Here is a 24,698-nt window from a genome sequence, read left to right as displayed (position 1 = left end):
GAGTAATTACCGTTTATTATGTGAAAGTTACAGTTCATTATGTAAAAAAAGCCCGCTCTCAGCCAGTCTTAAAGCACTGATCCAGAGAGCAGGACGATTATGTTGTTATCCCTAACTTCTTACGTACAAATACGTAGGCAACACGGCCGCATAATACTCCCAGAACATTCAGTATGATGTCATCTACATCCATTGTACCTGCGCCCAGCAGCATTTGGGACACCTCAAGAATGACCAGTGCGATCACTATCGTTAACAACAGACTACCTATACTTCGCATGGACACCCAAATGATAGGCACAAGGATACCGAAGGGAATAAATACGCCAATATTACCGAGCAAATTAACACCCCATACCCGAAAAGGAAACGACTCCATTGCCCGCCAGTATTGCCTAATCGTATCAAACGGAACAATATTATACGAATACGGGGGTCCTGGTCGTAATGTACGACCAAAACCGAGAAACATCCAATATAATAGAAGCCCTGTATATAAAATCAATAACATCAATGCCACATGATGAAGCAGGCGGGTCCTAGACATTACTTGTTACGGACGTCGATCTGTCCATTGGCCCGTGCGATAATAACCTGGTCCGCCATATTAATGAACAATCCGTTATCGACTACACCCGGAATTTGATTCAAGCGGATTTCCAACTCCTGCGGATTCTCAATCGTACCATAGCGACAATCGGCAATATAATTACCGTTATCCGTAAGGAAGCGCCCGCCGTCTTTCATACGCCATTCTGCTTTACAGCCCGTCCCCCGCAAAGCCTCCAACGTCCACTCACTGGCAAAGGGTACGACCTCAACGGGTAAAGGAAATGCACCCAGCACCTTCACATCCTTGGACTCATCGACAATAATGATTAATCGATCGCTATTGCTTTCCACAATTTTCTCTCTCAGCAGGGCTCCGCCTCCACCTTTCACCAGTACCAGTTGCTCGTTCACTTCATCCGCACCGTCGATGGTAACGTCAAGCCTTCCAATCTGATCAAACGGAATGATGGGAATTCCCAGCTCCCTGGCTTGATCTTCCGAGGCTTGGGATGTGGCTACAGCCTGTATATGTAATCCTTGCGCTACACGCTCACCGATTTTTTGAATAGCCCAAAAGGCTGTCGAGCCTGTACCAAGTCCTACTTTCATGCCGTCCTGAATCGCCTCAACTGCTTTTTCGGCCGCTTTTTGCTTCAAATTCATTATCATCTCTCCCGCTATATAGGCTAGTATTGATCATCATCCATTTTATAAGAGAACGCTTTATAATAACAGAGACAGCTTTTTACCATAACAAAGGCTGTTTTCATCGTGTTCATACTCCCCAAACCGTTCAATAGGTTCGTATCCCCGTTTGGTATAGAGAGCAATCGCTTCAGGTTGAGCCGCTCCGGTCTCCAGTTTAATTCTTACAACTCCCCGTTTGCTGGCTTCCTCTTCCAAAAAAGATAATAGACTCACCGCAATTCCTTGTCTGCGATAAGAGGAATCGACATAAAACCTTCTGAGCTCCATTTCTTCCGCATCTATAGGCCTAAGCCCTCCACAAGCCACCGGTTTTTCGTCCACATACACAACAGCGAAAACCATTTCTTTAACTTTCGGATTGGAAAAATCGACCAAGTAAATTTCGTCGGCAGGATACCTTTCCAGCAAGTCCTCATCCAGCCTTTGAATCAACTCATGCAGATCCTCATGATTACTCTCAACCTTTAAAATCGTAAGCTTGGACATTCTTCTTATCCCTCTTCTCTTTACATGAATATAAGGACTCATTTCGCAAACAATTCACAAAAACCGCGATAAATCAAGCATTTCCAATGTCGAATATGAAAAATGTCCCAAATTGATAAGTGCATTTGACTCTATTATAAAGTATGATGGTTTCTGTTGAATAGTTGCTTATGGACTGTAATGAAGTCGAATTTCAAGTAGAAGTATAAATTGGAATATACTGAAACACAGACAGCGTTTACCTATTAAAAATTAATTTTTTATTGTGTAAGGTATTCATTTCAAGGGCTTTTCGTACGACATATATATAGGGATATCATACTTGTCTATAAAAGGACTTAAGACCTATTACATAAAATTCAAGGGTCTATTATCTCGATTAATATGTTTGTAAGGGGAACTTGATTATCTCATTCGATAAGCGGTTCAACACCATATACAAAAATACAACCAGGGAGTGGAACATTTTGAAAAAGTGGAGTAGCTTATCATTCTTCACCAAAAACTTATTATTATCCTTCTTCAACATCGTATTGATTGGGCTAGTCCTTATTGTGTCCAGTTATTTGATCCAACGTACGATTTTGATAGACCAATTGCATGGGCAAGTGGAAAAAATCACATTGAAGTGGGCCCAAGGCATTAATTCCGATGACGTAACCCAAGCGGTTCAAGAGAAAAATTATGATGGACCCGTTCAAACCAAACTCCGCGCGTACCTAGATAACATCATGGCGACGAATCCGAATATCTCTCATGCCTATATTTTCGGTACGGAGCTCGAAAATGGCAATTTAACATCTATTGTGGCGATGCCAACGGATCTCAGAGAAGCATTTGAAAAAGATAAGCTGCTCGTTGGCTCCATGTACGAGCAACCCAATGTTGTGGCAGTAGGCGTAACCGGTATGCTGGACAGTGGCAAACCAACATTCACCAGCTTCTACGATGATTCTTTTGGTACATGGACGACTTTGATGACTCCGATTAAAGATCCAAGTGGCAAAATCTTTGCATATTTTGCAGTCGATGCAGATGCCGGTGCCGTACCTGCTGGATTGACCAAGCTGCTCATTAGCGGCGCTACCATTTTAGTGATTTTCCTACTGATCTGCCTGGCGCTTCAATATTGGGTTGTGAAACGCACGCTGTCCCCGATTAAGCAACTGATGTACGGTATCAGTGAAGTAAGCAGAGGAAATCTGGATGTTCAAATTCATGCAGGTCATGATGATTTGGGGCTCGTGAATCAGAACTTCAACGATATGGTAAGTCATATTAACAGCATTATGACCAAAGTGAAGCAGACAACCGATGAAGTCAATGAATCTGCCAAGGAATTACTCGCAATCTGCGAACAAAACGGAATCAATTCCAACATCATCAATCAAAACATCAGTGAAATCACGGAGAATATCCGTTCGCAGGAAAAAGCAACCGGTGATAGTGCACGTGCCATGTCTGAAATGGCTTCGGTAATTCAAAATATTGCCACAAGTTCTTCCAATGTTGCGGAGGAAGCCAATTCGGTTGAGAAACGTTCTAATGAAGGCAACGAGATTGTAGGTAAGGTATCATCCCAAATGCACTTGATTACCGATACAGTAACCAATACTTCCCGTATCATCAAGTTGCTGGACAGTCGTTCGCAGGAAATTGGCAATATCATCAGTACCATTTCAGGCATCTCCAGTCAAACCAACCTGCTCGCTCTGAACGCTTCTATTGAAGCTGCACGCGTTGGCGAAGAAGGTAAAGGCTTTGCCGTTGTTGCCAGTGAAGTACGTAAGCTGGCAGAACAATCTGCGGATGCAACCAAACAAATTACGTCCCTGATTGAAGAAATTCAAAGTGAAATCGGACAAGCTGTGAAGTCGATGGAGCAAGGAAACGTTGAAGTTCAAAATGGTATCGTCGTTGCCGGACAAGCAGGCGTGCTGTTCAATGATATTCTTCAAGCAACTAAAAATGTAGCATGGCAAATCCAAGAAGTCTCCAGCGCTACTGAGCAAATATCTGCGGGTACACAGGAAATGACAGCGACAGCAGACGATCTTTCTGCCACCGTAACCAAAACAGCTAATAACAGTGTTCACATTGTGCAAACGGTGGAGGAACAAAAAGCTTCCTTGGATTCGATCATTGATTCATCCCATAAATTGACGTCTATGTCTGAAGAGCTTCAAGAAATTACATCTTATTTCAAGATTGCAGACACCAACCGTACCAAATCATAATAACCATTTATCGACTCCAAAGTTTATTTCATAAGTAAATCATTCAGTAATGCCTCCCTCCTGTTCATGCATTTGAAGGGATCGGAGGCATTTACTGAGTTTACCATTTATATTCAAACATCATACATTCAGGAGGTTAGCGTAATGGCTTCATTACTACAAAACAGCACACAGACAACCCCATCCCCATTCCTAGTTCCCTTGGATTATGCACGTATACAACGCAAGCATACATCCTCTACTTATCAAGTAGAGTTAGAAGCGTCCATCTCGGAACAATTAAATCAGCAAAAAACTGCGGAAGACAAACAAGCGTTGCTCTTATCAGCATATACTGCATGGGTATATCGCCTATCCGCAGAAGAAGAAGTTTCTTTTTCTACTTTTGTGCCGCAAACCGGTCTGCTTACAGCTTCGCTGACAGTCGAAAAGGAAACGACTTTTCATGAACTAGCAGGCTTATTTCAGGAGATGCTCCGTGAGCCTAATGCATACCTTGCGGAACCACAAGCAGATACTTCATTTTCGGCAAATCTGCCTACGGACAGCGGTGTAGAATCCCGTATTATGGACTGGGCTGTTAGTGAACACAACGGCGCTTATCAAATACAGATACGTTATGATCAATCACTCTTGCTGGAAACAACGGTTGTCCGATACGCAGAATACTTTGAAACCCTTTTGCGTGGCGCGCTAACCAACAGCCATGCACTTGTGAATTCAATTGATATATTATCGGATGCGGATCGAGCTGCTCACGAAGCTTTAAATAATACAGTCGTGAAATATCCTGAGCACCAAACTATTCATGGTATGTTTGAGGAGGCGGCTTCACAATACCCTGATCGTCCGGCTATTGCTTCACACACTGGAGAGTACACGTACCGTGAGTTGAACGAACGTGCTAACCAAGTCGCACGTGTCTTGTTATCCAAAGGTCTTACCAAAGGTGAATTCGTGACTATCTTCATGGAACGGAGCTTAGAGACCGTCATTTCACTGCTTGGTATCCTTAAAGCCGGAGGCGTATATGTACCTGTTGATCCCGCCCACCCCGCTGACCGGAGTAGCTACATTGTCGAAGACACGCGTTCTCCTTTTGTCTTAACAACTTCCGCACTCATGGAACAAGCGACCGAACTGTGCGGTTCCATTGAGACGGTAAAAGAAATTTTAGCGATTAACGGGCCACTGGCAGGCTATGCTGCAAGCAATCCGAACGTTAATGTAAGTCCGGATGATCTAGCTTATGTCATCTATACATCCGGCTCTACAGGCAAACCGAAAGGTGCCCTGATCGCTCACCGCGGTGTCGTTAACCTAGGAGCTGTCGTGCAACGCGATTGCGACATTACACCTCAGGATGTATTGACCCAATTTGCGACCTACAGCTTCGATGCATCCGTTTGGGATACAATTGGAGCCTTGTTTTACGGTGCCAAATTGTACTTGCTGTCTTCCGAAGAACGTGTATCTGTTGAAGAATTCGCTGAAGCCATTGCACGTACAGGCACGACGATTATTACCATTTTGCCGACCGTATTCTTTAATCAGCTATCTACGTATTTGTCAGACGAAGGCTATCGCAAACTCGCTAAGGTACGGATTGTTACCGTGGCAGGCGAAGCGCTGTACGGCTCACAAGTTCGAGCGTTCCAAAGCAAATTCGGTACAAATACCGACATCGTAAACGTATATGGACCGACCGAATGCACCGTAGCGACGACGACCCATCGGGTCCGTGGTGCTGTGCCTGAGCATGTCGTCAATATCCCAATCGGCAAACCGATTTACAATTACAAAGTATATATCGTTAACGATGATAACAAGCTCTGCCCTGTCAATATTCCGGGTGAAGTATGCATTGCTACTCCTGCGTTGGCCCATGGTTATCTCCATCAGCCGGAACGTACAGCCCAATCGTTCGTGGACAATCCTTTTGTTCCGGGTGAAAAAATGTACCGCTCGGGTGATATCGCCAAGCTGCTGCCAGACGGTACGATTGAATACGTAAGCCGCAAGGATTCGCAGCTCAAAATTCGAGGAAATCGGATTGAAATTGGAGAAATTGAAGACCATTTTTCCAAACATCCAGGTGTTCAGGACGTCGCTGTAGTAGCCGTCAAAGATCACACAGATCAGAACATGCTAGTTGGCTATTTCACCACTTCGGATGGACAATCCATTCCACAGGACGTTATTCAGTCTTATATTGGGGGCAAGCTGCCTTCGTATTTTGTACCAAGCCATGTCGTTCATCTGGAAGCTATGCCAATTTCACCAACTGGTAAGATCGATCGCAAAAAGCTGGCCCTGCGGCCACTACCGGAAGCGTCTGATCATTCATTTGGAGGGGAACCTCTCCGAGAAGGAACCGAAACACTTATTGCCGAAGCATGGACTCAAGTGCTTGGTAAAAATAACATTGGCGCTACCGATGATTTCTTCCTGATCGGGGGCGATTCGCTTCGTGTCATTCATGTGCTGGCTATTCTAAAGCCGCGTTATGGTGCGCTGCGCATCGGAGACTTTTTCCGCTACAAAACCGTCCGTGAGCTTGCTGAATACGTGGAACAATTAGGTGCGGAACAAACGCCGCAACGCAAGCCACTCGCGATTCCTCAAGAAAAAATGGACTTGAATGAGCATCCTATTGAGTTGTCTGGTGCATCTGACTTAGCCGAAGTCCGCGACTTGCGCGTGATCTTGTTGACCGGAGCTACAGGCTATCTGGGCTCGCACATTCTGTATGACCTGCTTCAACGGACAGAAGCCAAAGTATACGCGATGGTACGCCCTTCTCAGGACGGTCCATCCGGTATCGAGCGTATTCAGTCTGTATTGACGGGATATTTTGGACAAGATATCTCCAGCTTGGTCGAAGGACGGGTAAAGGCTGTCTATGGGGATCTGGAGCAAGCTGATCTTGGTCTCTCTTCCGTCGACCGCCATATGCTGGAGCACCAAATCGACGGCATCATTCACAGCGCCGCTGACGTTCGCCATTTTGGTGATTCGGCAGCTTTCGATCGCACGAATGTGACCGGTACACTGGAACTGCTGAAAATTGCCCAAGCCAAGTCGGGAGTGTCCTTCCATCATGTCTCCACTATGGGGATACCGGAGGATCTTGCAAACGAAGGAAAATGGGAGTCGGCATTGGAGCTTTCTGCCTTCCCAGACGAATTGAACGTGGACAACCTGTACACCAACAGTAAACTCGCGGCAGAGAAGCTGTTGTTCCAAGCAGCTCAAGCGGGTACGCCTGTCTCGATCTATCGCGCGGGCAATTTGACAGCCCATTCGACCAACGGACGCTTCCAGCGAAATATCGACAGCAATGCTTATTATCGTATGATGAAGGCGATGCTGCTGCTGGGCAAAGCGCCACAAGCCGATTGGCATACGGACTTCACACCGATTGATTACGCCAGCCGTGCTATCGTAGAGCTGTCCGTTCATCAAAAAAGCGCAAACCGCATTTTCCATATCTGCAATCCGAACCCACTGCCATATGATGAACTGATCGCTATGGTAAACCAACTCGGTTACGCAGTAGAAACCCTGCCTTTTGACGATTACAGCGCTTGGCTGCTGAATCCGTCTTCGGGCATTCAGGAGGATGCACTTCACCTTGCTATGGGACAACTGGAAGGTGACGGAGCCAAGGATTCAGCTTACCGTTACGGATGCTCTGTAACCACAGCTCTGCTGGAACAAGCTGGCGTTCAATGCCCGGCAACCGACCTGGATTTTATTCAGAACATGATCCAGCATGCCGTCGAGATCGGTTACTTCCCGACCTCTTCATCGGTATCTGTAAAAGCAACACAGAGGTAACAAAGTTGTGATATTTCTCCCGCATGTTTTCGGTATGATAGACTAGATTTTGCTAGTTTCATATTTAGTTTAAACCTCTATACTTTCAGAATTTTTTACATGCGGGGGATGTCATTCAATGAAACACACTTTTTTTAAAAGAACATTGCTAATCATAAGTTTGTTGGCTATTTTAGGAATTTTGCTGTATGAAGCACGTAGCATATACCACACACCTACAGTTAAAGGGACTCATCGTACACGTACAGCTAATGCAGATCGACTGGTGCGCCATTTATTCTCACTGACGCCTACGCCAGATAAAGTTTATTACCAAAACAAAGTCATTGTCCTGATGTATCATGAGGTGACCAAGACTCCACCTGATCCCGGCGCTCTCAAGCTTAGTAATTTAACGAGGCAATTGGACGAAATGAAAGCTAATGGCTTCCACTGGATCACGATGAAAGAGTATACGGACTTTATTTTACATAAAGCCAAGGTTCCTGATAATGCGGTACTCATGACATTCGACGACGGCTATGAGTCCTTTTATACGGACACTTTTCCCGTGTTGAAAAAGTACCAGGTACCGGCAACCAATTTTCTCATCACGTCCACGATCAGCAATCCCAAGCACATTGGTATTCCAAAGCTGACATGGGATCAAATTCATCAGATGCATGCCGAAGGTATTGATTTCTACAATCATACCAATGACCAGCATGCTTACGGATACTCCAACACAGCGCGCACCAAACAAAAGCCGCTTCTGATGGGCCCGGTGTATTCGAAAAAGCTGGGGCGAATGGAAACAGAGGATGAGTTCAAACAGCGGGTTTATACCGACTTGGACATGGCTGACAAGAAGCTGTTCAAGCATCTACACAATGATCAGAATGTACTTGCCTTCCCTTATGGTGGGTATACCAAGGAGACGCTGGAAATTTGCCGTTCCTTGGGAATTGACGTTACATTCACAGTCAAACGGGGGATTAACTCGCCAGGGCAAATGAACGGCTATCGAGTCAACGCAGGTGGAATACACAATATTCCAGAAGTATTGGTGCAATACATGAAGGAAGGTGCTCCTCTTCGCCCACTTCCTTTTGCCCAAGGTCCCAACAAGGTATCCTAAACATTGGCTAGCTTAATGAAGGATAAAAAAGAACCTTTAAAACCATTTATGTCGTGGTTTTAAAGGTTCTTTTGTTGTATGAGATGTAGATTAGGGCCAGATGCGAATTGTCGCGATAACTGCCAGATGTACCGGGTAAAAGCTACGCCACAACCAGCGCGGTACCCGACTATAAAATCCGCTTTCTCCAGTTGCAAAACATACGATCAGAATGCTGGACAGCAGACTAAAGTGTTGGACATTCGCGTGATGCACCATATCATACACTACGTTCAAAACAAAATGGGCTGCAATCATCATGTATGAACGGGTGTATCGATAAATGAGAACCAACAGCAGTCCATAGGCTCCGTAATCCATCTGGCTGAGCTCCATAACCAGAGCTGAAAGGACGTACAGACCCGTTACAGCCGTCCAATGCTTCAAGTGGGATGCAGCAGCCAGCGCGAGCAACGAGGCCAATAGCGTCCAGATTACGTTCGGTCTAAGTACATCAAACGCCAGCACATAGGGCACCTGAGAAATCAGAGCCAGTCCGAGTAGACGGAGCATATAGCTCCGAATGTCTTGGGTATGAGTATATCCCAAATACAGCGCGTACGCGTAGATTGGAAAAGCAAGCCTGCCGGCAATTCTCCAAGCTGGATCCGTCCGAAAAAACACAAGTCCGACATGGTCAATCAGCATCGTCAGCATGGCCAACCAGTACATACAAGGCCCCCTTATTCATGTTTTACATTTTTTCTTTTGTCAAGCTTAGAATGGCGTTCATGATGTCCGTTTTCGTAACCCGCCCTACCAACCCCCGAATTGGAGTTGAGGAGCTACATCGCTCGTCCATAACTGGAAGACAATTGACCTGATGCCGAATCAGTTTCGATATCGCTTCCAGTAAAGTGTCTTCTGGAGCAAGCGTCGTCATTTGGGCCCGGCGCGTCATTGCCATGGTCACCGGGACGGTGTGAAGATCGGTATGCCCCAGCATGACCTTCAGCAAATCCTTGCGGGTAACAATTCCAATGAGCTCCTGCTCCTCCCCTGTGACCATCAGCGTGCCTGTATTTTGCTGAAACAGCATCAGCACCGCATCATAGGCGGTAGTGTCACCGGAAATCAAAATCGGATCACTAAGTATATCCGCCACAGTCAGCTTTTTGAGCATATTGCCGATATGACTATCATATTTGGGGTAACGTCCTGGCAGGTAGCCTACCTTCGGCTTGGCATCCACCAGCCCGAGCATAACGAGCAGAGCAAGGTCAGAACGGAGAGTCGGACGTGTCAGTCCCAGTGTTTCAGCAATTTTATCCCCCGTAACAGGTGCCAGACGCCGGACAATATCAACAATTTCCTGCTGTCTTTCAGACAGTTGAATAATGATTACCTCCTTATGGAGTGGGGTAGTATATATTATAAGTGAGCATGGATCGTTAAATTTCAGCATCTTCCGACAATTCATCAAATTTTAATCATACACTGCTTGTTTTCAAATTTAAAATGTGTCACAATTAAGAATGTAATACATACTAATTATAAGTTTAACGTGTGCAATATGCTACATTTAAATGAACTATTGTACATCGCATGTGATATGTATTATGTATTATATAAACCTGAGGAGGAAATCAAATGAAATTTTTCTTGGATACTGGTAACATTGAAGAAATCAAACGTATTGAACGTTTGGGTCTGGTTGATGGTGTAACAACGAACCCTTCACTGATCGCTAAAGAAGGTCGAGTGTTCAAGGAAGTCATTCAGGAGATTTGCAGTATCGTTGAAGGTCCCGTAAGTGCTGAGGTTATTGGTCTGAAGGCTGAAGATATGCTCAAAGAAGCTTATGATATCGCCAAGTGGGCACCGAACGTGGTTATCAAGCTTCCTATGACCGAAGACGGCTTGTACGCTTGTAACGAGCTGACCAAGAACGGAATCAAAACGAATGTAACACTGATTTTCTCCGCGGCTCAAGGTTTGATGGCAGCCAAAGCTGGCGCTACTTTTATCAGCCCGTTCGTAGGACGTCTGGATGATATCGCTGTTGATGGTATGAAGCTGATCCGTGAACTGAGACAAATTTTGGACATTCATGGTCTGAAATCCGAAATCATCGCCGCATCCATCCGTAATATTAAGCATGTAGAAGATGCTGCTCTGTCTGGTGCACACATTGCCACCATTCCAGGTTCCTTGCTCCCTTCTCTGTGGAAACACCCACTGACAGACAGTGGTATCGAACGCTTCCTGAAGGACTGGGAAACCGTACCTAAAGCTTAATTCGCCAGTCATGGCAACCGATATTATATCAACCCAAACAGCCCGTATTTTACGGGCTGTTTTTTGTTTTGCTTTAGTGATGGCAGAACCCAAAACGCTGCACAACTTTTTTTGACAAAATAACTTGTTGTTCATATAATTGTTATAACAACTAATTAATTTCAAAGTAATTTATGTACGGGAAATAGAAAGGAGTACCTATGAATAACTTGCCTCCCGATTGTTCCATTGGGATGTTGCTCGGGATTACTCACCGCAAAATGAGTCAGCAGCTCTTGCAGCGTCTCAAACCTTATGATATTTCCCCAGAGCAATGGTCGGTTCTGTACCAAATCTATCAGGCTGAGGGTTTAAATCAAAAAGAAATTGCAGCTAAGGCCGTGAAGGACCAGCCTACCACGACTCGAATTATTGATTTGTTGGACAAGAAGGGCTGGGTACGGCGTGTGAATAGCCCACAGGATCGTCGGGCCTATTTGCTTCATTTGACTGAATCAGGCCGACAGCTGGTGGAGGAGACTCTTCCTGTCGAACTTGATGCCAATCACGATTTTGTAAAAGGAATTTCCTTGGCCGATCTGAAGCAATTCCGCCAGACTCTTTTACAAATTCACGCCAACATGACCGAATCAGAAAAACAAGGAGAGAACGATTAATATGCAACAAGGCAAGCAACCTCTTTGGACCAAGGAATTTATCGTTCTTACGGTTTCCAATTTATTTTTGTTTCTGGAATTACAAATGATCTTATCTTCCATTCCTTCTTATGTGAAAAATACATTCCACGCCAGTTCCGTTCAGGTGAGTCTCGTTACCACCTTATTCGCTTTAAGTGCGATTGCAGCACGACTCTTCTCAGCCCGTATGCTGGAAAAAGGACATCGCAGTACCCTGATCTTCGTGGGACTGCTATTTGCATTGGCAGGAACGCTGGGGTACAGTGTTTCACCAACGATTACAGTGCTTCTGCTCATGCGGATGTTATTTGGGATCGGCTTCGGTATGAGTAGTACGGCCTTTCCAACGATGGCCTCTGACGTCATCCCGCCCAAACGTCTCGGTGAAGGAATGGGTTTCTTTAGTCTGTCCACCAGTCTAGCGATGTCGATTGGGCCAACCATCGGCATTTCGATGCTGCAATACGGGAGTTTTAACCTGCTTGCCTATACGACAGCAGCTGTAATTGTTGTGATATTCCCATTGGCTTACTGGCTGATTCGTACACTACCCAAGGGGCACATCGAACCACCTATGGTTCCTTTGGAAGATGGGCGAAAACCGGCATTTAACCGTAAATTGTGGATTCCCGCTTTGTTGAACATGCTGATGTCTATCACATATGGTGGGTTACTCGGCTTTATGGCGCTTTACGGGGATGAAGCAAATCTTGCGCACCCGGCCTACTTTTTCCTGTTTAATGCAGTATCCGTGCTTATCGTGCGTCCCTTCTCAGGCCGTATTTATGACAAAAAAGGGGCAAAAGCACTGCTCATCCCCGGCTCCCTGTTTTTAATTGGCGGTCTGATCCTACTTTCCTACGCGCACAGTGATGTCTTCATGTATATGTCTGCTCTTTGCTACGGTATCGGGTTTGGTGTCATGCAGCCCACCCTGCAAACCTGGATGATTCAGGTCGTGTCTCCTAAACAGAGGGGTATGGCAAACGGTATGTTTCTCAATTCCCTCGATTTCGGGATTGCAGCCGGAGCGCTTATGCTTGGCATTATCGCCAAAGCAAGTGATTATGCGTGGATGTACCGTCTTTCCTCGCTGTTTATTGTACTATTCTTATTAATCTATGTCATACAAATCGTCGCAAGCCGTAGGCCTAAGACGCATGTCCCTCTAGAAGGGTAAGAGGATCAACAACACCCGTTGCCATGGTTTCATGAACAACGGGTGTTTTTTCTTTATTTCGCAGGAGTTTTGCTTCTTAGTTTGGAAGAAAGAGGCTTTTCTCGGGCCACCCCTGTTAGCTCCTCATTTACACTCATACGGTCACTGGATTTGTCATCTGTGGGTTCATCCTGCTTGGGTTTGACCGCAAACAGCATCAGCAGAGCTGCAATGCCTCCCACTGCGGCCATCACTCCAAAGAGCAGACCATGTCCACTGCGACCCAACAGCAAGGAAACAACCGGAGGCCCTAGCGATACCCCGACAAAGCGCATGCTGCTGTACAACGAAGTAATGGTTCCGCGCTCCTCTTTTTCAATTCCCTTCGTAATCAGGGCATCCAAACAAGGCAATGCGAGCCCAATTCCGCCGCCCCCTAACGTAAACAACCCAATGACCGCATAAATATGTTGAAAAAATCCGAGAATGGCAAAGCTGATCGTCAATATGGCCAAACCGCTAAAACCGATCCATTTCATGCGCTTTTTGTGCTTACCGATAATCTTGCCTCCTACATAAGAGCACAGACAGAGGGAAATAAGCGGAATGGCCAGCACAAAACCTTTCCAGACTCCACGGAGGTTGTAACGACTTTCTAGTATGTCGGATAAGTAGAACAAGACGCCAAAAATGACAAACATGCAAATACCGCCCATAGCAAAAATAGCATAGAGCCAGCGTCCTTTTTCAGCAAGCACCCGCTTTACATTTCCCACAAACTCTCGAAACATAATCGGTTGGTTCTTACGTTTGGGCACATGGATCAGCCAAAGCACCAAAATGAGCGAAATCAGACAGAGGCCTGGAATTACTGCCAATGGCATAAACCATAGAACTGCTCCCAACGCGGCACCGAGGATCGGACTTAACACTTTACCGAATGTGTTGTAGGTCTCGACGACGCCCAGGTTCTTGCTGGCCTCATCCTCGTTCTCGTACAGATCACCTACAAGCGGAATGACTATAGGAAAAGCCCCTGCCGCTCCCGCACCCTGAAGTAAACGGCCTCCAATAATGGTCCAGTATGCTGCCGAATCGTGAAGCAGCCATGCTCCCGCCGCAGAAATGCCCCCTCCAATCACAGTCAGAATCAGACAGGGAACAATCACCGCCTTACGGCCAAATCGGTCGGAGAGATAGCCCGCAATCGGTATCAGTAAAATGGCCACCACCGCATATACTGTAATCAACATGCTAATCCGAAAAGAACTTACATGTAGCTTACGTCCGATTTCCGGTAAAACAGGAATCAGCATGGAATTACCCAGCGTCATCATCAGCGGGATGGAACCTAACGCAAGCAGATTCCCTTTATTTTGTTGCATCCCGTTACCACCTTTGCAAAAGTAATAACACAGCTGTTCTGATTCGTTCAACAAATGTTATTGTGTTTACATTGGTGGGGATTTATGCGGTTACACTTTAAATCCACCGACTCTTGCATTTAGCAGTTGCGACATATCAGACAGTGTATGAATGGATGATGCAATTTCCTCCATGGAAGCCAGCTGCTCTTCAGCAGCCGCACTGACGCTCTGGGTTCCCCCTGCCGACTGCTCTGCTATTTCACGAATACGTTCTACTGCTTCCACCATTCGCTCGGAACCGCCTGACATCTGTTCTACAGACCGATTTACACTGTGAATCTGTTCGCTGACCAGTTGAATGGAACTTCCAATCTGACGAAATGCGGTTTCTGCGGATTGCATAACCTCTACGCCAGACTGCACTTCAACCGTCCCTGTCTGCATACTGGAAGCCACATTTCCAACATGCTCCTGAATATTTTGCACAAATTGTGTGATTTCTGCTGCTGAAACCGATACCTGCTCGGCCAATCTTCTTACCTCAGAGGCTACAACTGCGAATCCTTTGCCCTGCTCTCCGGCTCTTGCCGCTTCAATCGACGCGTTGAGCGCCAGCATTCCTGTCTGTTTGGCTATTCCGGTAATAACAGCTCCAATCATGCCAATCTGTTCGGCCTGTTCACTAAGTGAACGTACAGCACGTGCAGAGCTGTCTACACTTTCGCTTACCTTCTCCATCTGACGCATAGCCTGACCTATAGATTGTTCTCCTGCTTCTGCATCTTTAGCGGCTGTATCAGACAATTCATACACCTGCTGGCTCGTAGCTGCAATATGCTCCAGTTCGTGGGCTAGCTCTTTTACGGTATCTGTAGTTTGTGTAATATCATCGACCTGATGCTCCATACCAGCCGCTAGCTCTTCCATTACACCGGAAGTATGACGATTGGCCTGATTCATTTCCTCTGTACTTACGCTAACCCGCTCTGCGGTTACGGTTAATGTACGCGCCGTATCCTGAGCGTCCACAATAATACTACGGAACCCCTCAATAAGCTTGTTGTAGGAGCTTGCAATCATACCAATTTCGTCTTTGGACGTAATATCCAGTCGGCTACGCAAATCTCCCCCACCTTCAGACATTTCCAACAGCTGCTCATTCATATGGTGTAATGGACGAATAGAACGAATCAAAACGATGGATTGAACAATACTGTAAATGATAACTAGAAGTCCTACAATACTCGTAATCAAAGATGTATTCGTCATCGTTTGGTGCGCTTGCTGTACTTTCAGCATTACCATATCTTCTTGAGCTTTGACAAAGGCTACTACCTTGGTATCAAGTTGCTTACGCAACACCCGTTCGTTTTCAAAATCATCGAGCAAATCAGAAAATGGCGGGAAAGCATCGTCTCTTGTACTCTGATACCCCGCTGTAGTCAGTAAACGATGAACTTGATTCATGTAAGTATTAATCCCCGTCTTGAGATCAGTCATCTTTTTCTTAGAATCCTCATTACCTGTATTAAGCAGAGCTTCTGTCTCCTGTAGCAACTTTGCAACTTCACTTTGCTTGTTTCCGATCTCTCGCCCGTACTGTTCATCACGAGTTAGCAAATATGCCCGCTCATCATTAGATATGCCGTTTAACAAAAATTGAAGAGACTTCGAGTTATACGCAATAGCCTCTTCACGATTCATAATATCCTTGTACTCATTTTCACTATGTACGCTTAAAATGTAATTGGTCAGCAGCATAGCTGCAATCACACTCGGAATCAGTATCGCGCTAAGAATCATTTTGGCCTTAATTGTTAAATTCATGAATCGGTCCCCCAGTTATTTCTGAATAAAATGTCCAACTTACTATATATCGTTTTATTCGATTGTTTTTTTGAATGAAACAGAAAAAGTGTATAGATTTCTAAATATATTTGTGTCTATTCAGTGAACATATATATCTTTTTTAATATCAAAAAACAAAAAAATTCAAAATTAGTAAATGAACTGTTTTCAGTTTGTACTCTTCGAATTTCGGACCATTAAAATGATATACTATGTATTGCTATGCCATAAGCCTCAAGGAGGATCTGCATGAAAAGTCTGAAACTCAAACCGCTTATTCACGTGCTTAACGAATTGGAAACCCGCAGCTGCCTTATTGAGCAGCAGGGTAACATGATTATGAATTACTATCGTGAACCTCAAATTGCTAATGAACTCTATAAAATAAATTCCTGTACCAAAAGCGTGATTTCCGCATTAGTTAGTATCGCTATGGACCAGCAACGGGGACCGAAACCGGAGACGCCGATCCTCGAATTCTTTCCCCAGTTGGCCACAGATAGTGATTCTCGTAAGCGTGATATTACGATTGAACATCTGCTGACGATGTCCGCAGGCTTTAACTGGACGGAATTTGGCGGACAAAATTCTTTTCCTACCATGAGCAAAACATCAGACTGGGTGCAATTTGTGCTTTCACAGCCATTATCGGATGTGCCAGGTACGCGAATGGAATACAGTTCTGGCTGTTCTCAACTTTTGGCCACCATACTACGTAATGTTTCTGGACAAACAGTTGCTGAATTTGCCGAGCAGCAATTATTCCAACCGCTCGGTATCGAAAGCTATCATTGGGAAACCGATCCTCAGGGTACTCATACGGGTGGATTCGGACTGCATCTCAGGCCGATGGACATGCTCAAATTCGGGCGGCTTTATCTGAACCAAGGAGGCTGGGAAGGACGGCAGATCATCCAAACAGAGACAGTCCGATATTCAACCCGTCCGTTTCTTCCTGCTGCCAAACCACAAAAGGCATTTTACGGCTGGCACTGGTGGACTTCCTCCTTTTCAGATAAAACAGAGATAGGAACTGAAACGGACTATTTTTATGCTCTCGGCTTTGGTGGGCAATATATTGTTGTCGTCCCATCGTATGACATGGTTGTTGTCGTTACCGCTGATAAATTCAAAAAGAAACGGACTCCTGTAGATATTTTCCGGCAGTATATTGTACCGCTGCTACTTCAGCAGAATGAATAGGAAAAAATACCGAAGCTAAAAGTTGCAACTGGTCTCTATCAAAAATCTGAATCAAAAAAGGGCTTGCCTATTGGATCAGGCAAGCCCTTTTTTGCATATAATTGCTACATTATGACATACTTCATCCACTTTCTAGCGCCTTACCTAGCCTAAGTGAATAGTAAGCTCTTGCTGTCGGCTGGAAGCTGGTGTAATGATTACCCCCTGTTCTCCCGACTGGCTGCTGCCTTCCTCCACTTGAACAGCCTCGTGGATACCGCGCAGGACTATCGACCATGGTTTAACAGCACCTTCTGCCTTCACCGTAATGACAGAATCCTTGCGGCTAGCAGTAACCGTTAGCTCTTCTTCACCTGACGTATTCACGATAATCGTTCGAGCCTGTTGCCCCTCACCAAGTTCAAACAAATGAAGCGCCACTTGATCAGCATAATCATAATCCGGACGACTGTTCTCATGACCTATTGCCAACAGTGTGTTCGGCTTCACGAGCACAGGCAAAGTTGTAAAATCATGATGCTCGTTAACCCAACGACCACCTGACACGCTCTCATTCGTAAGTAAATTTGTCCACTTACCCTCTGGTACATAATACTGCACATTGCCTTCTTTATTAAAGATCGGGGCTACCAAAATGGAATCTCCCAGCATGTATTGCAGATCCAGCGTTGCACAGGTTGGGTCCTGCGGGAATTCCAATACCATAGCCCGCATCATCGGCAGTCCCTTTACTGAGGATTCCACAGCAGAAGGATACAGGTATGGCATTAGCGAGCATTTGAGTTTTGTAAAGCTGCGCACCACGTCGACTGATTCTTCATCAAACAGCCAAGGCACGCGATAGGATTCGTTTCCATGCAGACGGCTATGGGAGGACAAAAGTCCAAATTGTACCCACCGTTTGTACACGTCCGGCGCAGCCGTTAACTCAAAGCCGCTAATATCATGGCTCCAAAAGCCGAAGCCGCTCAAACCAAGCGACAAACCGCCTCGCAAGGATTCCGCCATCGACTCATACGTCGACGAGCAGTCTCCGCCCCAGTGAACCGGGAACTGTTGCCCCCCGGCTGTAGCGGAACGCGCAAATAACGCGGCTTCATTTTTACCCAGCTTTTCCTCCAGCACATCAAATACAGCCTTGTTGTACAAATGCGTATAATAATTATGCATCTTCATTGGATCAGAGCCGTCATGATATACCACATGGGTAGGGATGCGCTCGCCAAAATCAGTTTTAAAGCAATCCACCCCCTGATCTACCAACACCTTCAGCTTATCCTGGTACCAGGCGACTGCAGCCGGATTCGTGAAGTCAACCAGCCCCATCCCCGCCTGCCACATGTCCCATTGCCACACACCACCATCGGCAGTTTTGACCAGATAGCCATTCTCCATGCCTTCATCGAACAAAATGGATTTTTCCGCAATATATGGATTGATCCATGCACAAATTTTGAGGCCCTTTGCTTTCAATCTCTGCAGCATGCCTTCCGGGTCTGGGAACATATCTTGATCCCACTGGAAATCGCACCATTGGTATTCCTTCATCCAGAAGCAGTCAAAATGGAATACCGAGAGTGGCAGATCTCGCTCAGCCATCCCGTCCACAAAATGGTTCACTGTCGCTTCATCATAATCTGTCGTGAACGAAGTGGTCAGCCACAAACCAAAGGTCCAGGCTGGTGGTAATGCAGGCTTACCCGTCAGCTTGGTGTAATTGTCCAGTACCTCTTTAGGGTTAGCTCCACCAATAATAAAATACTCTAACGATTCGCCGGAGACGCTAAACTGAACCTTTGATACATTTTCCGATGCAATCTCATAGGATACCTTTTCTGGATGGTTGACGAACACACCATACCCTTTATTAGATAGATAAAATGGAATGTTTTTATATGCCTGCTCACTGCTAGTCCCGCCATCTTCATTCCAGATATCAACCACCTGGCCATTTTTTACGAACGGAGTGAAACGCTCTCCAAGTCCGTATACGTACTCACCGATGCCCAACTCCAGCTGTTCCCGGAAAAAAGGCTGATCCTGCGGGTCTGTAATATAGCCTGGTCCCCGATGTCCGCTGCCTGTGACTTTGCGATCCTCGACATAAAAGCCTACATCCCAGCTCTTCCCACGGCCGACTCGCACACTCAGATCGCCGCTTTTCAGTACCGCTACGTCCTCATCCACCGTAATGTCTACCTCTGTTGGCAAGGTGTGAATTTCAAAATTCGGTCCCTGATGGACCCGTCCCTTATGGTGGTTCAGACGCACCTGAATGACATTCGGCATAGGCGAGCTGTAGGTCGCTTTCAGCAACGCTCCGTTCAGCGTATCTCCTTTATGCTCGATCCGGTGGGTCGCTGCATATACCGTCATGGAAGCATCGTCCGTCACAATATCACGGATTTCAGCAGGATTTTGTATTTCATAGCCCTTGCGAACCATCCAATAGCCATCAGTAAATTTCATCTGTTTCTTCCTCCGCTTCAATCTTTATTTTCTTAATCCCAAATCGCTTGTTGGATTTTTTCGAAATTCTTACTATAATAATATTGATTTATGTAAGGGTTTACTTCGTTTATTTTGACGTATTGTATCAATATTTTGATGTTTTCTATTTAAATCAGTTTGCGGAAAAGGAGTCATAGAAATGCAAAGAGAAATGTTGCGGGAAAACCGCATTCATGGCAATCCCATGTACCCAGTCAGCGTATACCCAAGCGTGGAGCAGTTGAACGGAAATAGTATACTGGAGTCTCATTGGCATGAAGAGATGGAGTTTATCATAGTCGAACAGGGGAGCGCCGTATTTCAGACGGATATGGTCTATACGGAGGTGAACGAAGGTGAAGCTCTTTTTGTCAACAGTGGTGAGCTTCACGCCGGTTATTTACAAAAAAGCTCTCGTTGCGTATTTTCTGCGGTGGTGTTTCACCCCGACATGCTGCACAGCCGCACGCAGGATACGGTGCAAACGCAGTTTATTGACCCATTTATCAGTAAAAAGCTTGTTCCTCCCCCTCACATTCGCGGCGTGCAGCCCTGGGAGCAAGAGGTGCTGGCTGCATTGCGACACATTATCACCAGCCATGAGCAGAATGCGCCTGCCCATGAACTGGCGACCAAGGCGCAGCTCTATAGCATGATCGCCTGTCTGTACCCACACATGACCCCCGCTAACGGAGAGGATGTGATTATGGCGGGGCAACGCAATAAAGTTGAACGGATCAAAAAAGCGCTGGCGTATATTAACAGTCATGCTCATGAGCCTATACGTTTACGGGAGATCGCAGATGAGATTGGAATGAGTGAGGGGCATTTTTGCCGTTTTTTTAAGCAAATGATTCAGAAAAGCCCGGTAGAATATATTAACTATCATCGGATTCAAAAGGCTTGCAGGTTGCTGGAGCAAAGTGATCGCAAAGTGGTTGATATTGCGCTGGATGTTGGTTTTGACAATCTAAGCTATTTTATTGCGACCTTTAAAAAATGGAACAGCCTGACCCCTTCGCAGTACCGTAAGCAGCACGAAGTAGATCAGGCGCTTGCTGTCCCTTATATAACAGACTAATATGCATAAGATAAATCATTTATTTTTTTTGGGCTTCATAAATACTAAAATTATTTTTCTTCCTTTTAACTTAGTAAATATGTAGCCAGCTACGCCTCCTAAAACAGAGGGAATTAACCACCCTAACCCTACATTATATAATGGAAGAAGATGAGTGAAAAAATCATTAATTACATTAATTTTTATTCCAGCAGCATTCAAGCCATCAAATAAACTAATGATAAAGGTTAATATCAAACTGCCTTGATATACTTCTGACTTTCCTTTAAATACGGGATGTAAAAAAGTTAAAAATATCAGAGAAATAGCAATAGGATATATTGCCATTAATACTGGCGTTGAAACCTTAATGAGCTGTGTTAAACCTATGTTGGCTACAAGGGTACTAAATATAGATAACATGAGAGCAACTCTTTTGTAAGAGATTTTTGGAAATAATCCATGAAAAAAGGAAGAGCAGGAAGTGATAAGCCCCACACTTGTCGTTAAACAAGCTACTGTAATCATTAAGCCTAATAGAATAGAACCATATGATCCAAAATAATAGGAGGAAACCTTAGCTAACACCTCAGCGCCATTTCCTAAAACACCCAATTTTTCAACGCTAGAAGCTCCCATGTATGAAAGAGACGTATAGATAAAAGCTAAGAGTATAACCGCAATTGCTATCGCTTTGGCACATATGATCATCAACTCTTTTTTGGAAGTAACTCCTCTATCCTTAATTGCATTCACAATGATAATTCCAAAAATAAAGGCTACAAGAGCGTCCAATGTTAAATAACCCTCTTGAAAGCCTTTGAAAAAGACATTCGATGTATAACCCTCCGCAGGTTCTTGGAACTTTCCTATTGGGTGAATAATAGCTACAATCACAAGTAATCCAATGAATGTCAATTTAATGGGTGTTAAAAACTTTCCGATTACATCAATAATTTTTGTGGGATTAAGTGATAACAAACATGCAACTGCAAAAAAAAGGATAGTAAATACAAAAAGTGCGACAGGATGATCTGCATTGTTTGAAAAAAAAGGTTTTACTCCAATTTCAAATGACACACTACCGGTTCTAGGAATCGCATATAAAGGCCCGATGGCTAGATAAAGAATGGTTGTAAAGACAATGCCGAATACAGGATGTACACGACTCGCTAAAGTCTGCAAATTGCTTTTGCCCGAAAAAACAAAGGCTGTGACGGCTAGTAATGGTAAGCCAACTCCGGTAACCAAGAAACCCGCATTGGCTATCCATACATTCTTTCCAGCCATTTGCCCAAGCATAGGTGGAAAGATTAGATTCCCTGCACCAAAAAATAAGGCAAATAGCATTGATCCTATAATGATAATAAAGGACGCAGAAACACTTTTCGACATAATAAATCCTCCAACTACGAATTCACAACATTTTGTTTTTATTCGTTTTCTCTTTAATTTGTATAATATATGTTAATAGGGACGTAGCCCATTGTTGCATCCAAAGAACGGTATCTGATTGCCTAGAGTATGTAATCTGGTGCTTTTCACAAATAATGCTCAGTTCGATCTAAGTGACCAGCACCAATCAGGGACAGCCATCCGCTCCCCCCTTCTGACTAGTGTAGGAAAGTTTTTAATCAACGTAAACATGGCAACTATAAAGACTGCCGTATCCTCCATTTGCACCTACTTCTATCTGGATGTTAGCAATGTCTATTGAGCCTAGTGATAACCTGTGCCTTTAGGGTGAGTGGGTTTCGTCTTAACTCGTCGTTACACAATACTCTATATACGATCACTGTTTCAAGTAACTTTGTACTTGCAAAATGAATCATTTCATCCCCTTGCTTTTACAATTATGATGCTACCCTATGTTTCTCCTCCTACTTAGTGAGCTTAATGAACTATAAGGGAATTTTACACTTAGGACTTATTTCTTACAATACGTAGATGTAGTTACACACACCCGGTAGGTCTCGTAAAAGTTTTTAATTAGTTCAAACACCCATGTAACAGCATATTTTCATATTACCGTCATATCGCTTACATCAAGAGCTGCCTGGTGCTTTGGGATAAGGAAAGTGAGTTAACTCTCAAGCGTTCGCTATGTTAGATTTCTTTAAAATCATCACATTCTTCATCTCTGTTCGAAAAAGTAATACATAATCTGTTTTGTATATTTTACCATATATAATCCATATCAGGATCGACTGTTTTATTTGAATTATCAACTGATTGTAATAAGCACAGGAAATCTTGGGAAAATGCCCTATGGAATCATCTAAATAATCCTTACAATTAATAGTATAGACATTGCATATTGACGTTGTATACCATTTGAGCCGCTACAATTTAAAGGGGTGCTTAAACATGATGAATTTGGCAAAACGTAACTATTGGTCTTTGAGTATTTTCAACTTCGCTTATCTGTTTACATGGTCTGCTGCCATGTCTTTTTTTGTCATTTGGCTGGGACAAAGTCTAGGAATTTCAGAAACCTATACGGGATTTCTATACGCGGCTAATTCAATCGTCGCCTTGATCATGCAACCCCTGTTCGGTTACTTATCTGACAAGCTGGGCTTGAGAAAACATCTGCTGTACATACTCTTTACAATCCTTTTGCTCGTCGGACCCTTTTTTATCTATGTGTACGGTCCATTGCTTCAAACGCAGTTCGTCATTGGTGCCATTGTTGGTGCGCTATTTATCGGCCTGGTATTTAATGCAGGTAACGGTGTCGTCGATTCGTATATGGACAAGGTTTCGCGTAAATATGGCTTTGAATACGGACGGGTTCGTATGTGGGGTTCGCTCGGATGGGCGGCGGCTACTTTTGTTGCTGGACGGGTCATCAATATCAATGTAAATCTGACCTTCTGGATTGCCTCAGTATCTGCTATTGTTGCCATGATCTGCATCTTCCTGACCAAAGTCGAAATTTCCGGACAGGAGCAGCAGAAAACAGAATCGTTGAAGCTAATTGATGTGCTGCATCTCGTACGTACCAAAAAGTTCTGGTTTCTTATGCTATTCATGGTTGGCGTGACCCAAATCTATGAGGTATATGACCAACAGTTTGCCACATACTTCGTATCACAGTTCAGTTCCAAAGCGGAAGGAAATCAATTCCTTGGCGATTTGAGCGCTGTGCAAGTTTTCCTGGAATTTGTGTTCCTTTTCGTTACCCCTTGGTTTGTGAACAAAACGACCGCCAAATGGGCATTAATTATTGCCGGGTCGATTATGTCTTTGCGTATTATCGGCTCTTCGTTGCCATTCGGTTCCATATGGGTAGCTGCAATGAAGATGATTCACTCCCTGGAGAAACCGCTTATTCTGGTAGCCATCTTCAAATATATTACCGTTAACTTTGATCAGCGCTTGTCCTCCACTATGTACCTGCTGTATTTGTTTATGGGCTCCCTGGTGGTTTCCATCTTCTCGCCCATTGTGGGGCATATGTATGAAGTATTAAATTTCCCGATTACTTATGTAATTCTGGGTTCCATTGCAGGCCTGTTCACCATCATATCCTGCTTTACACTGACAGCAGACAAGAAGAATGGGGAGCGGTATCTGGAGGAACGCCGTAAACAAGATCTGAAAAGAGCAGCCAAAAAAGCTGAAGCAGTACATTCGTAATCTAATGGTTTGAGCTTAACAAAACAGCGGCAGTC

Annotated in this window: 18 protein-coding genes; 9 read left to right on the top strand and 9 right to left on the bottom strand. The window is 44.6% G+C overall.

Features of this window, described 5'->3' with window-relative positions:
* Positions 1-97 precede the first annotated feature (97 nt).
* The 3 genes from KAI37_RS09185 to KAI37_RS09175 are packed head-to-tail and all read right to left on the bottom strand — an operon-like array spanning position 98 to position 1,746.
* Entirely contained in the window at positions 98-547 is a 450-nt protein-coding gene (locus KAI37_RS09185) for a VanZ family protein (protein ID WP_023988125.1), read from the bottom strand.
* Positions 547-1,215: a ribose-5-phosphate isomerase RpiA gene (gene rpiA, locus KAI37_RS09180; RefSeq protein WP_076292612.1), complete on the bottom strand. Its 669-nt coding sequence runs from the start codon at positions 1,213-1,215 to the stop codon at positions 547-549. Before rpiA ends, KAI37_RS09185 begins: the two co-directional genes overlap by 1 nt.
* Before the next feature lie 60 nt (positions 1,216-1,275).
* Positions 1,276-1,746: a GNAT family N-acetyltransferase gene (locus tag KAI37_RS09175; protein ID WP_220031112.1), complete on the bottom strand. Its 471-nt coding sequence runs from the start codon at positions 1,744-1,746 to the stop codon at positions 1,276-1,278.
* Between the two features lie 467 nt (positions 1,747-2,213).
* Here KAI37_RS09175 and KAI37_RS09170 point away from each other — a divergent pair, with 467 nt between their 5' ends.
* From KAI37_RS09170 to KAI37_RS09160, 3 genes are all read left to right on the top strand, one after another.
* Positions 2,214-3,983 (top strand): methyl-accepting chemotaxis protein, encoded by a 1,770-nt coding sequence (locus KAI37_RS09170; RefSeq protein ID WP_071640392.1) that lies wholly within the window; start codon positions 2,214-2,216, stop codon positions 3,981-3,983.
* Positions 3,984-4,127: 144 nt separating this feature from the next.
* Entirely contained in the window at positions 4,128-7,823 is a 3,696-nt protein-coding gene (locus tag KAI37_RS09165) for a non-ribosomal peptide synthetase family protein (protein WP_220031111.1), read from the top strand.
* Between the two features lie 118 nt (positions 7,824-7,941).
* Positions 7,942-8,940: a polysaccharide deacetylase family protein gene (locus KAI37_RS09160; RefSeq protein WP_071640388.1), complete on the top strand. Its 999-nt coding sequence runs from the start codon at positions 7,942-7,944 to the stop codon at positions 8,938-8,940.
* Positions 8,941-9,030: 90 nt separating this feature from the next.
* Here the strand turns inward: KAI37_RS09160 and KAI37_RS09155 are convergent, their stop codons facing one another.
* Both KAI37_RS09155 and KAI37_RS09150 read right to left on the bottom strand, forming a co-directional pair.
* The gene (locus tag KAI37_RS09155) at positions 9,031-9,651 is read right to left on the bottom strand and encodes a TraX family protein (RefSeq protein ID WP_220031110.1); all 621 of its coding nucleotides are present in this window, start codon (positions 9,649-9,651) and stop codon (positions 9,031-9,033) included.
* A gap of 22 nt (positions 9,652-9,673) precedes the next feature.
* Entirely contained in the window at positions 9,674-10,384 is a 711-nt protein-coding gene (locus KAI37_RS09150) for a CBS domain-containing protein (protein ID WP_220031109.1), read from the bottom strand.
* Positions 10,385-10,569: 185 nt separating this feature from the next.
* On the opposite strand from KAI37_RS09150, the gene fsa reads away from it, so the two are divergent.
* The 3 genes from fsa to KAI37_RS09135 all read left to right on the top strand — a co-directional run bounded on the left by fsa (position 10,570) and on the right by KAI37_RS09135 (position 13,074).
* A complete protein-coding gene (gene fsa, locus KAI37_RS09145) occupies positions 10,570-11,217 on the top strand; it encodes a fructose-6-phosphate aldolase (RefSeq protein WP_013309811.1) in 648 nt (215 codons plus the stop codon).
* A 200-nt stretch (positions 11,218-11,417) separates the two neighbouring features.
* Positions 11,418-11,873 carry a MarR family winged helix-turn-helix transcriptional regulator gene (locus tag KAI37_RS09140; protein WP_071640383.1) on the top strand — a complete coding sequence of 152 codons (456 nt, stop codon included), beginning with the start codon at positions 11,418-11,420 and terminating at the stop codon, positions 11,871-11,873.
* Position 11,874: 1 nt separating this feature from the next.
* Positions 11,875-13,074 (top strand): MFS transporter, encoded by a 1,200-nt coding sequence (locus KAI37_RS09135; protein ID WP_220031108.1) that lies wholly within the window; start codon positions 11,875-11,877, stop codon positions 13,072-13,074.
* 53 nt (positions 13,075-13,127) lie between these two features.
* Here the strand turns inward: KAI37_RS09135 and KAI37_RS09130 are convergent, their stop codons facing one another.
* Both KAI37_RS09130 and KAI37_RS09125 read right to left on the bottom strand, forming a co-directional pair.
* Positions 13,128-14,438: an MFS transporter gene (locus KAI37_RS09130; protein WP_220031107.1), complete on the bottom strand. Its 1,311-nt coding sequence runs from the start codon at positions 14,436-14,438 to the stop codon at positions 13,128-13,130.
* Between the two features lie 90 nt (positions 14,439-14,528).
* Positions 14,529-16,247 (bottom strand): methyl-accepting chemotaxis protein, encoded by a 1,719-nt coding sequence (locus KAI37_RS09125; RefSeq protein WP_220031106.1) that lies wholly within the window; start codon positions 16,245-16,247, stop codon positions 14,529-14,531.
* 270 nt (positions 16,248-16,517) lie between these two features.
* Between KAI37_RS09125 and KAI37_RS09120 the strand changes: the two genes are divergently transcribed.
* Positions 16,518-17,471 (top strand): serine hydrolase domain-containing protein, encoded by a 954-nt coding sequence (locus KAI37_RS09120; RefSeq protein WP_220031105.1) that lies wholly within the window; start codon positions 16,518-16,520, stop codon positions 17,469-17,471.
* A 144-nt stretch (positions 17,472-17,615) separates the two neighbouring features.
* Here the strand turns inward: KAI37_RS09120 and yicI are convergent, their stop codons facing one another.
* Positions 17,616-19,940, bottom strand: coding sequence for an alpha-xylosidase (gene yicI, locus KAI37_RS09115; RefSeq protein WP_220031104.1), 2,325 nt, complete (start codon positions 19,938-19,940; stop codon positions 17,616-17,618).
* 181 nt (positions 19,941-20,121) lie between these two features.
* Between yicI and KAI37_RS09110 the strand changes: the two genes are divergently transcribed.
* Positions 20,122-21,042: an AraC family transcriptional regulator gene (locus KAI37_RS09110; protein ID WP_220031103.1), complete on the top strand. Its 921-nt coding sequence runs from the start codon at positions 20,122-20,124 to the stop codon at positions 21,040-21,042.
* A 15-nt stretch (positions 21,043-21,057) separates the two neighbouring features.
* Here the strand turns inward: KAI37_RS09110 and brnQ are convergent, their stop codons facing one another.
* On the bottom strand, positions 21,058-22,416 hold the full coding sequence (gene brnQ / locus KAI37_RS09105) for a branched-chain amino acid transport system II carrier protein (RefSeq protein WP_220031102.1): 1,359 nt from the start codon (positions 22,414-22,416) through the stop codon (positions 21,058-21,060).
* A 972-nt stretch (positions 22,417-23,388) separates the two neighbouring features.
* Here brnQ and KAI37_RS09100 point away from each other — a divergent pair.
* Positions 23,389-24,663 carry an oligosaccharide MFS transporter gene (locus tag KAI37_RS09100; protein ID WP_076292603.1) on the top strand — a complete coding sequence of 425 codons (1,275 nt, stop codon included), beginning with the start codon at positions 23,389-23,391 and terminating at the stop codon, positions 24,661-24,663.
* Positions 24,664-24,698: the final 35 nt, after the last annotated feature.

It is taken from the genome of Paenibacillus sp. S25 (assembly GCF_019454085.1).
Classification (GTDB): Bacteria; Bacillota; Bacilli; order Paenibacillales; family Paenibacillaceae; genus Paenibacillus; species Paenibacillus polymyxa_B.
Note: the sequence above shows the minus strand (reverse complement) of the source record. Positions and strands in the feature narration are given on the sequence as shown.

Bases quoted from the DNA above. Each gene is read 5' to 3' on its own strand.
- rpiA (WP_076292612.1), bottom strand. From the start codon at position 1,215: ATGAATTTGAAGCAAAAAGCGGCCGAAAAAGCAGTTGAGGCGATTCAG.
- fsa (WP_013309811.1), top strand. From the start codon at position 10,570: ATGAAATTTTTCTTGGATACTGGTAACATTGAAGAAATCAAACGTATT.
- KAI37_RS09155 (WP_220031110.1), bottom strand. From the start codon at position 9,651: ATGTACTGGTTGGCCATGCTGACGATGCTGATTGACCATGTCGGACTT.
- KAI37_RS09100 (WP_076292603.1), top strand. From the start codon at position 23,389: ATGATGAATTTGGCAAAACGTAACTATTGGTCTTTGAGTATTTTCAAC.
- KAI37_RS09110 (WP_220031103.1), top strand. From the start codon at position 20,122: ATGCAAAGAGAAATGTTGCGGGAAAACCGCATTCATGGCAATCCCATG.
- KAI37_RS09135 (WP_220031108.1), top strand. From the start codon at position 11,875: ATGCAACAAGGCAAGCAACCTCTTTGGACCAAGGAATTTATCGTTCTT.
- KAI37_RS09125 (WP_220031106.1), bottom strand. From the start codon at position 16,247: ATGAATTTAACAATTAAGGCCAAAATGATTCTTAGCGCGATACTGATT.
- KAI37_RS09175 (WP_220031112.1), bottom strand. From the start codon at position 1,746: ATGTCCAAGCTTACGATTTTAAAGGTTGAGAGTAATCATGAGGATCTG.
- brnQ (WP_220031102.1), bottom strand. From the start codon at position 22,416: ATGTCGAAAAGTGTTTCTGCGTCCTTTATTATCATTATAGGATCAATG.
- KAI37_RS09120 (WP_220031105.1), top strand. From the start codon at position 16,518: ATGAAAAGTCTGAAACTCAAACCGCTTATTCACGTGCTTAACGAATTG.
- KAI37_RS09160 (WP_071640388.1), top strand. From the start codon at position 7,942: ATGAAACACACTTTTTTTAAAAGAACATTGCTAATCATAAGTTTGTTG.
- yicI (WP_220031104.1), bottom strand. From the start codon at position 19,940: ATGAAATTTACTGATGGCTATTGGATGGTTCGCAAGGGCTATGAAATA.
- KAI37_RS09185 (WP_023988125.1), bottom strand. From the start codon at position 547: ATGTCTAGGACCCGCCTGCTTCATCATGTGGCATTGATGTTATTGATT.
- KAI37_RS09130 (WP_220031107.1), bottom strand. From the start codon at position 14,438: ATGCAACAAAATAAAGGGAATCTGCTTGCGTTAGGTTCCATCCCGCTG.
- KAI37_RS09140 (WP_071640383.1), top strand. From the start codon at position 11,418: ATGAATAACTTGCCTCCCGATTGTTCCATTGGGATGTTGCTCGGGATT.
- KAI37_RS09165 (WP_220031111.1), top strand. From the start codon at position 4,128: ATGGCTTCATTACTACAAAACAGCACACAGACAACCCCATCCCCATTC.
- KAI37_RS09150 (WP_220031109.1), bottom strand. From the start codon at position 10,384: ATGCTGAAATTTAACGATCCATGCTCACTTATAATATATACTACCCCA.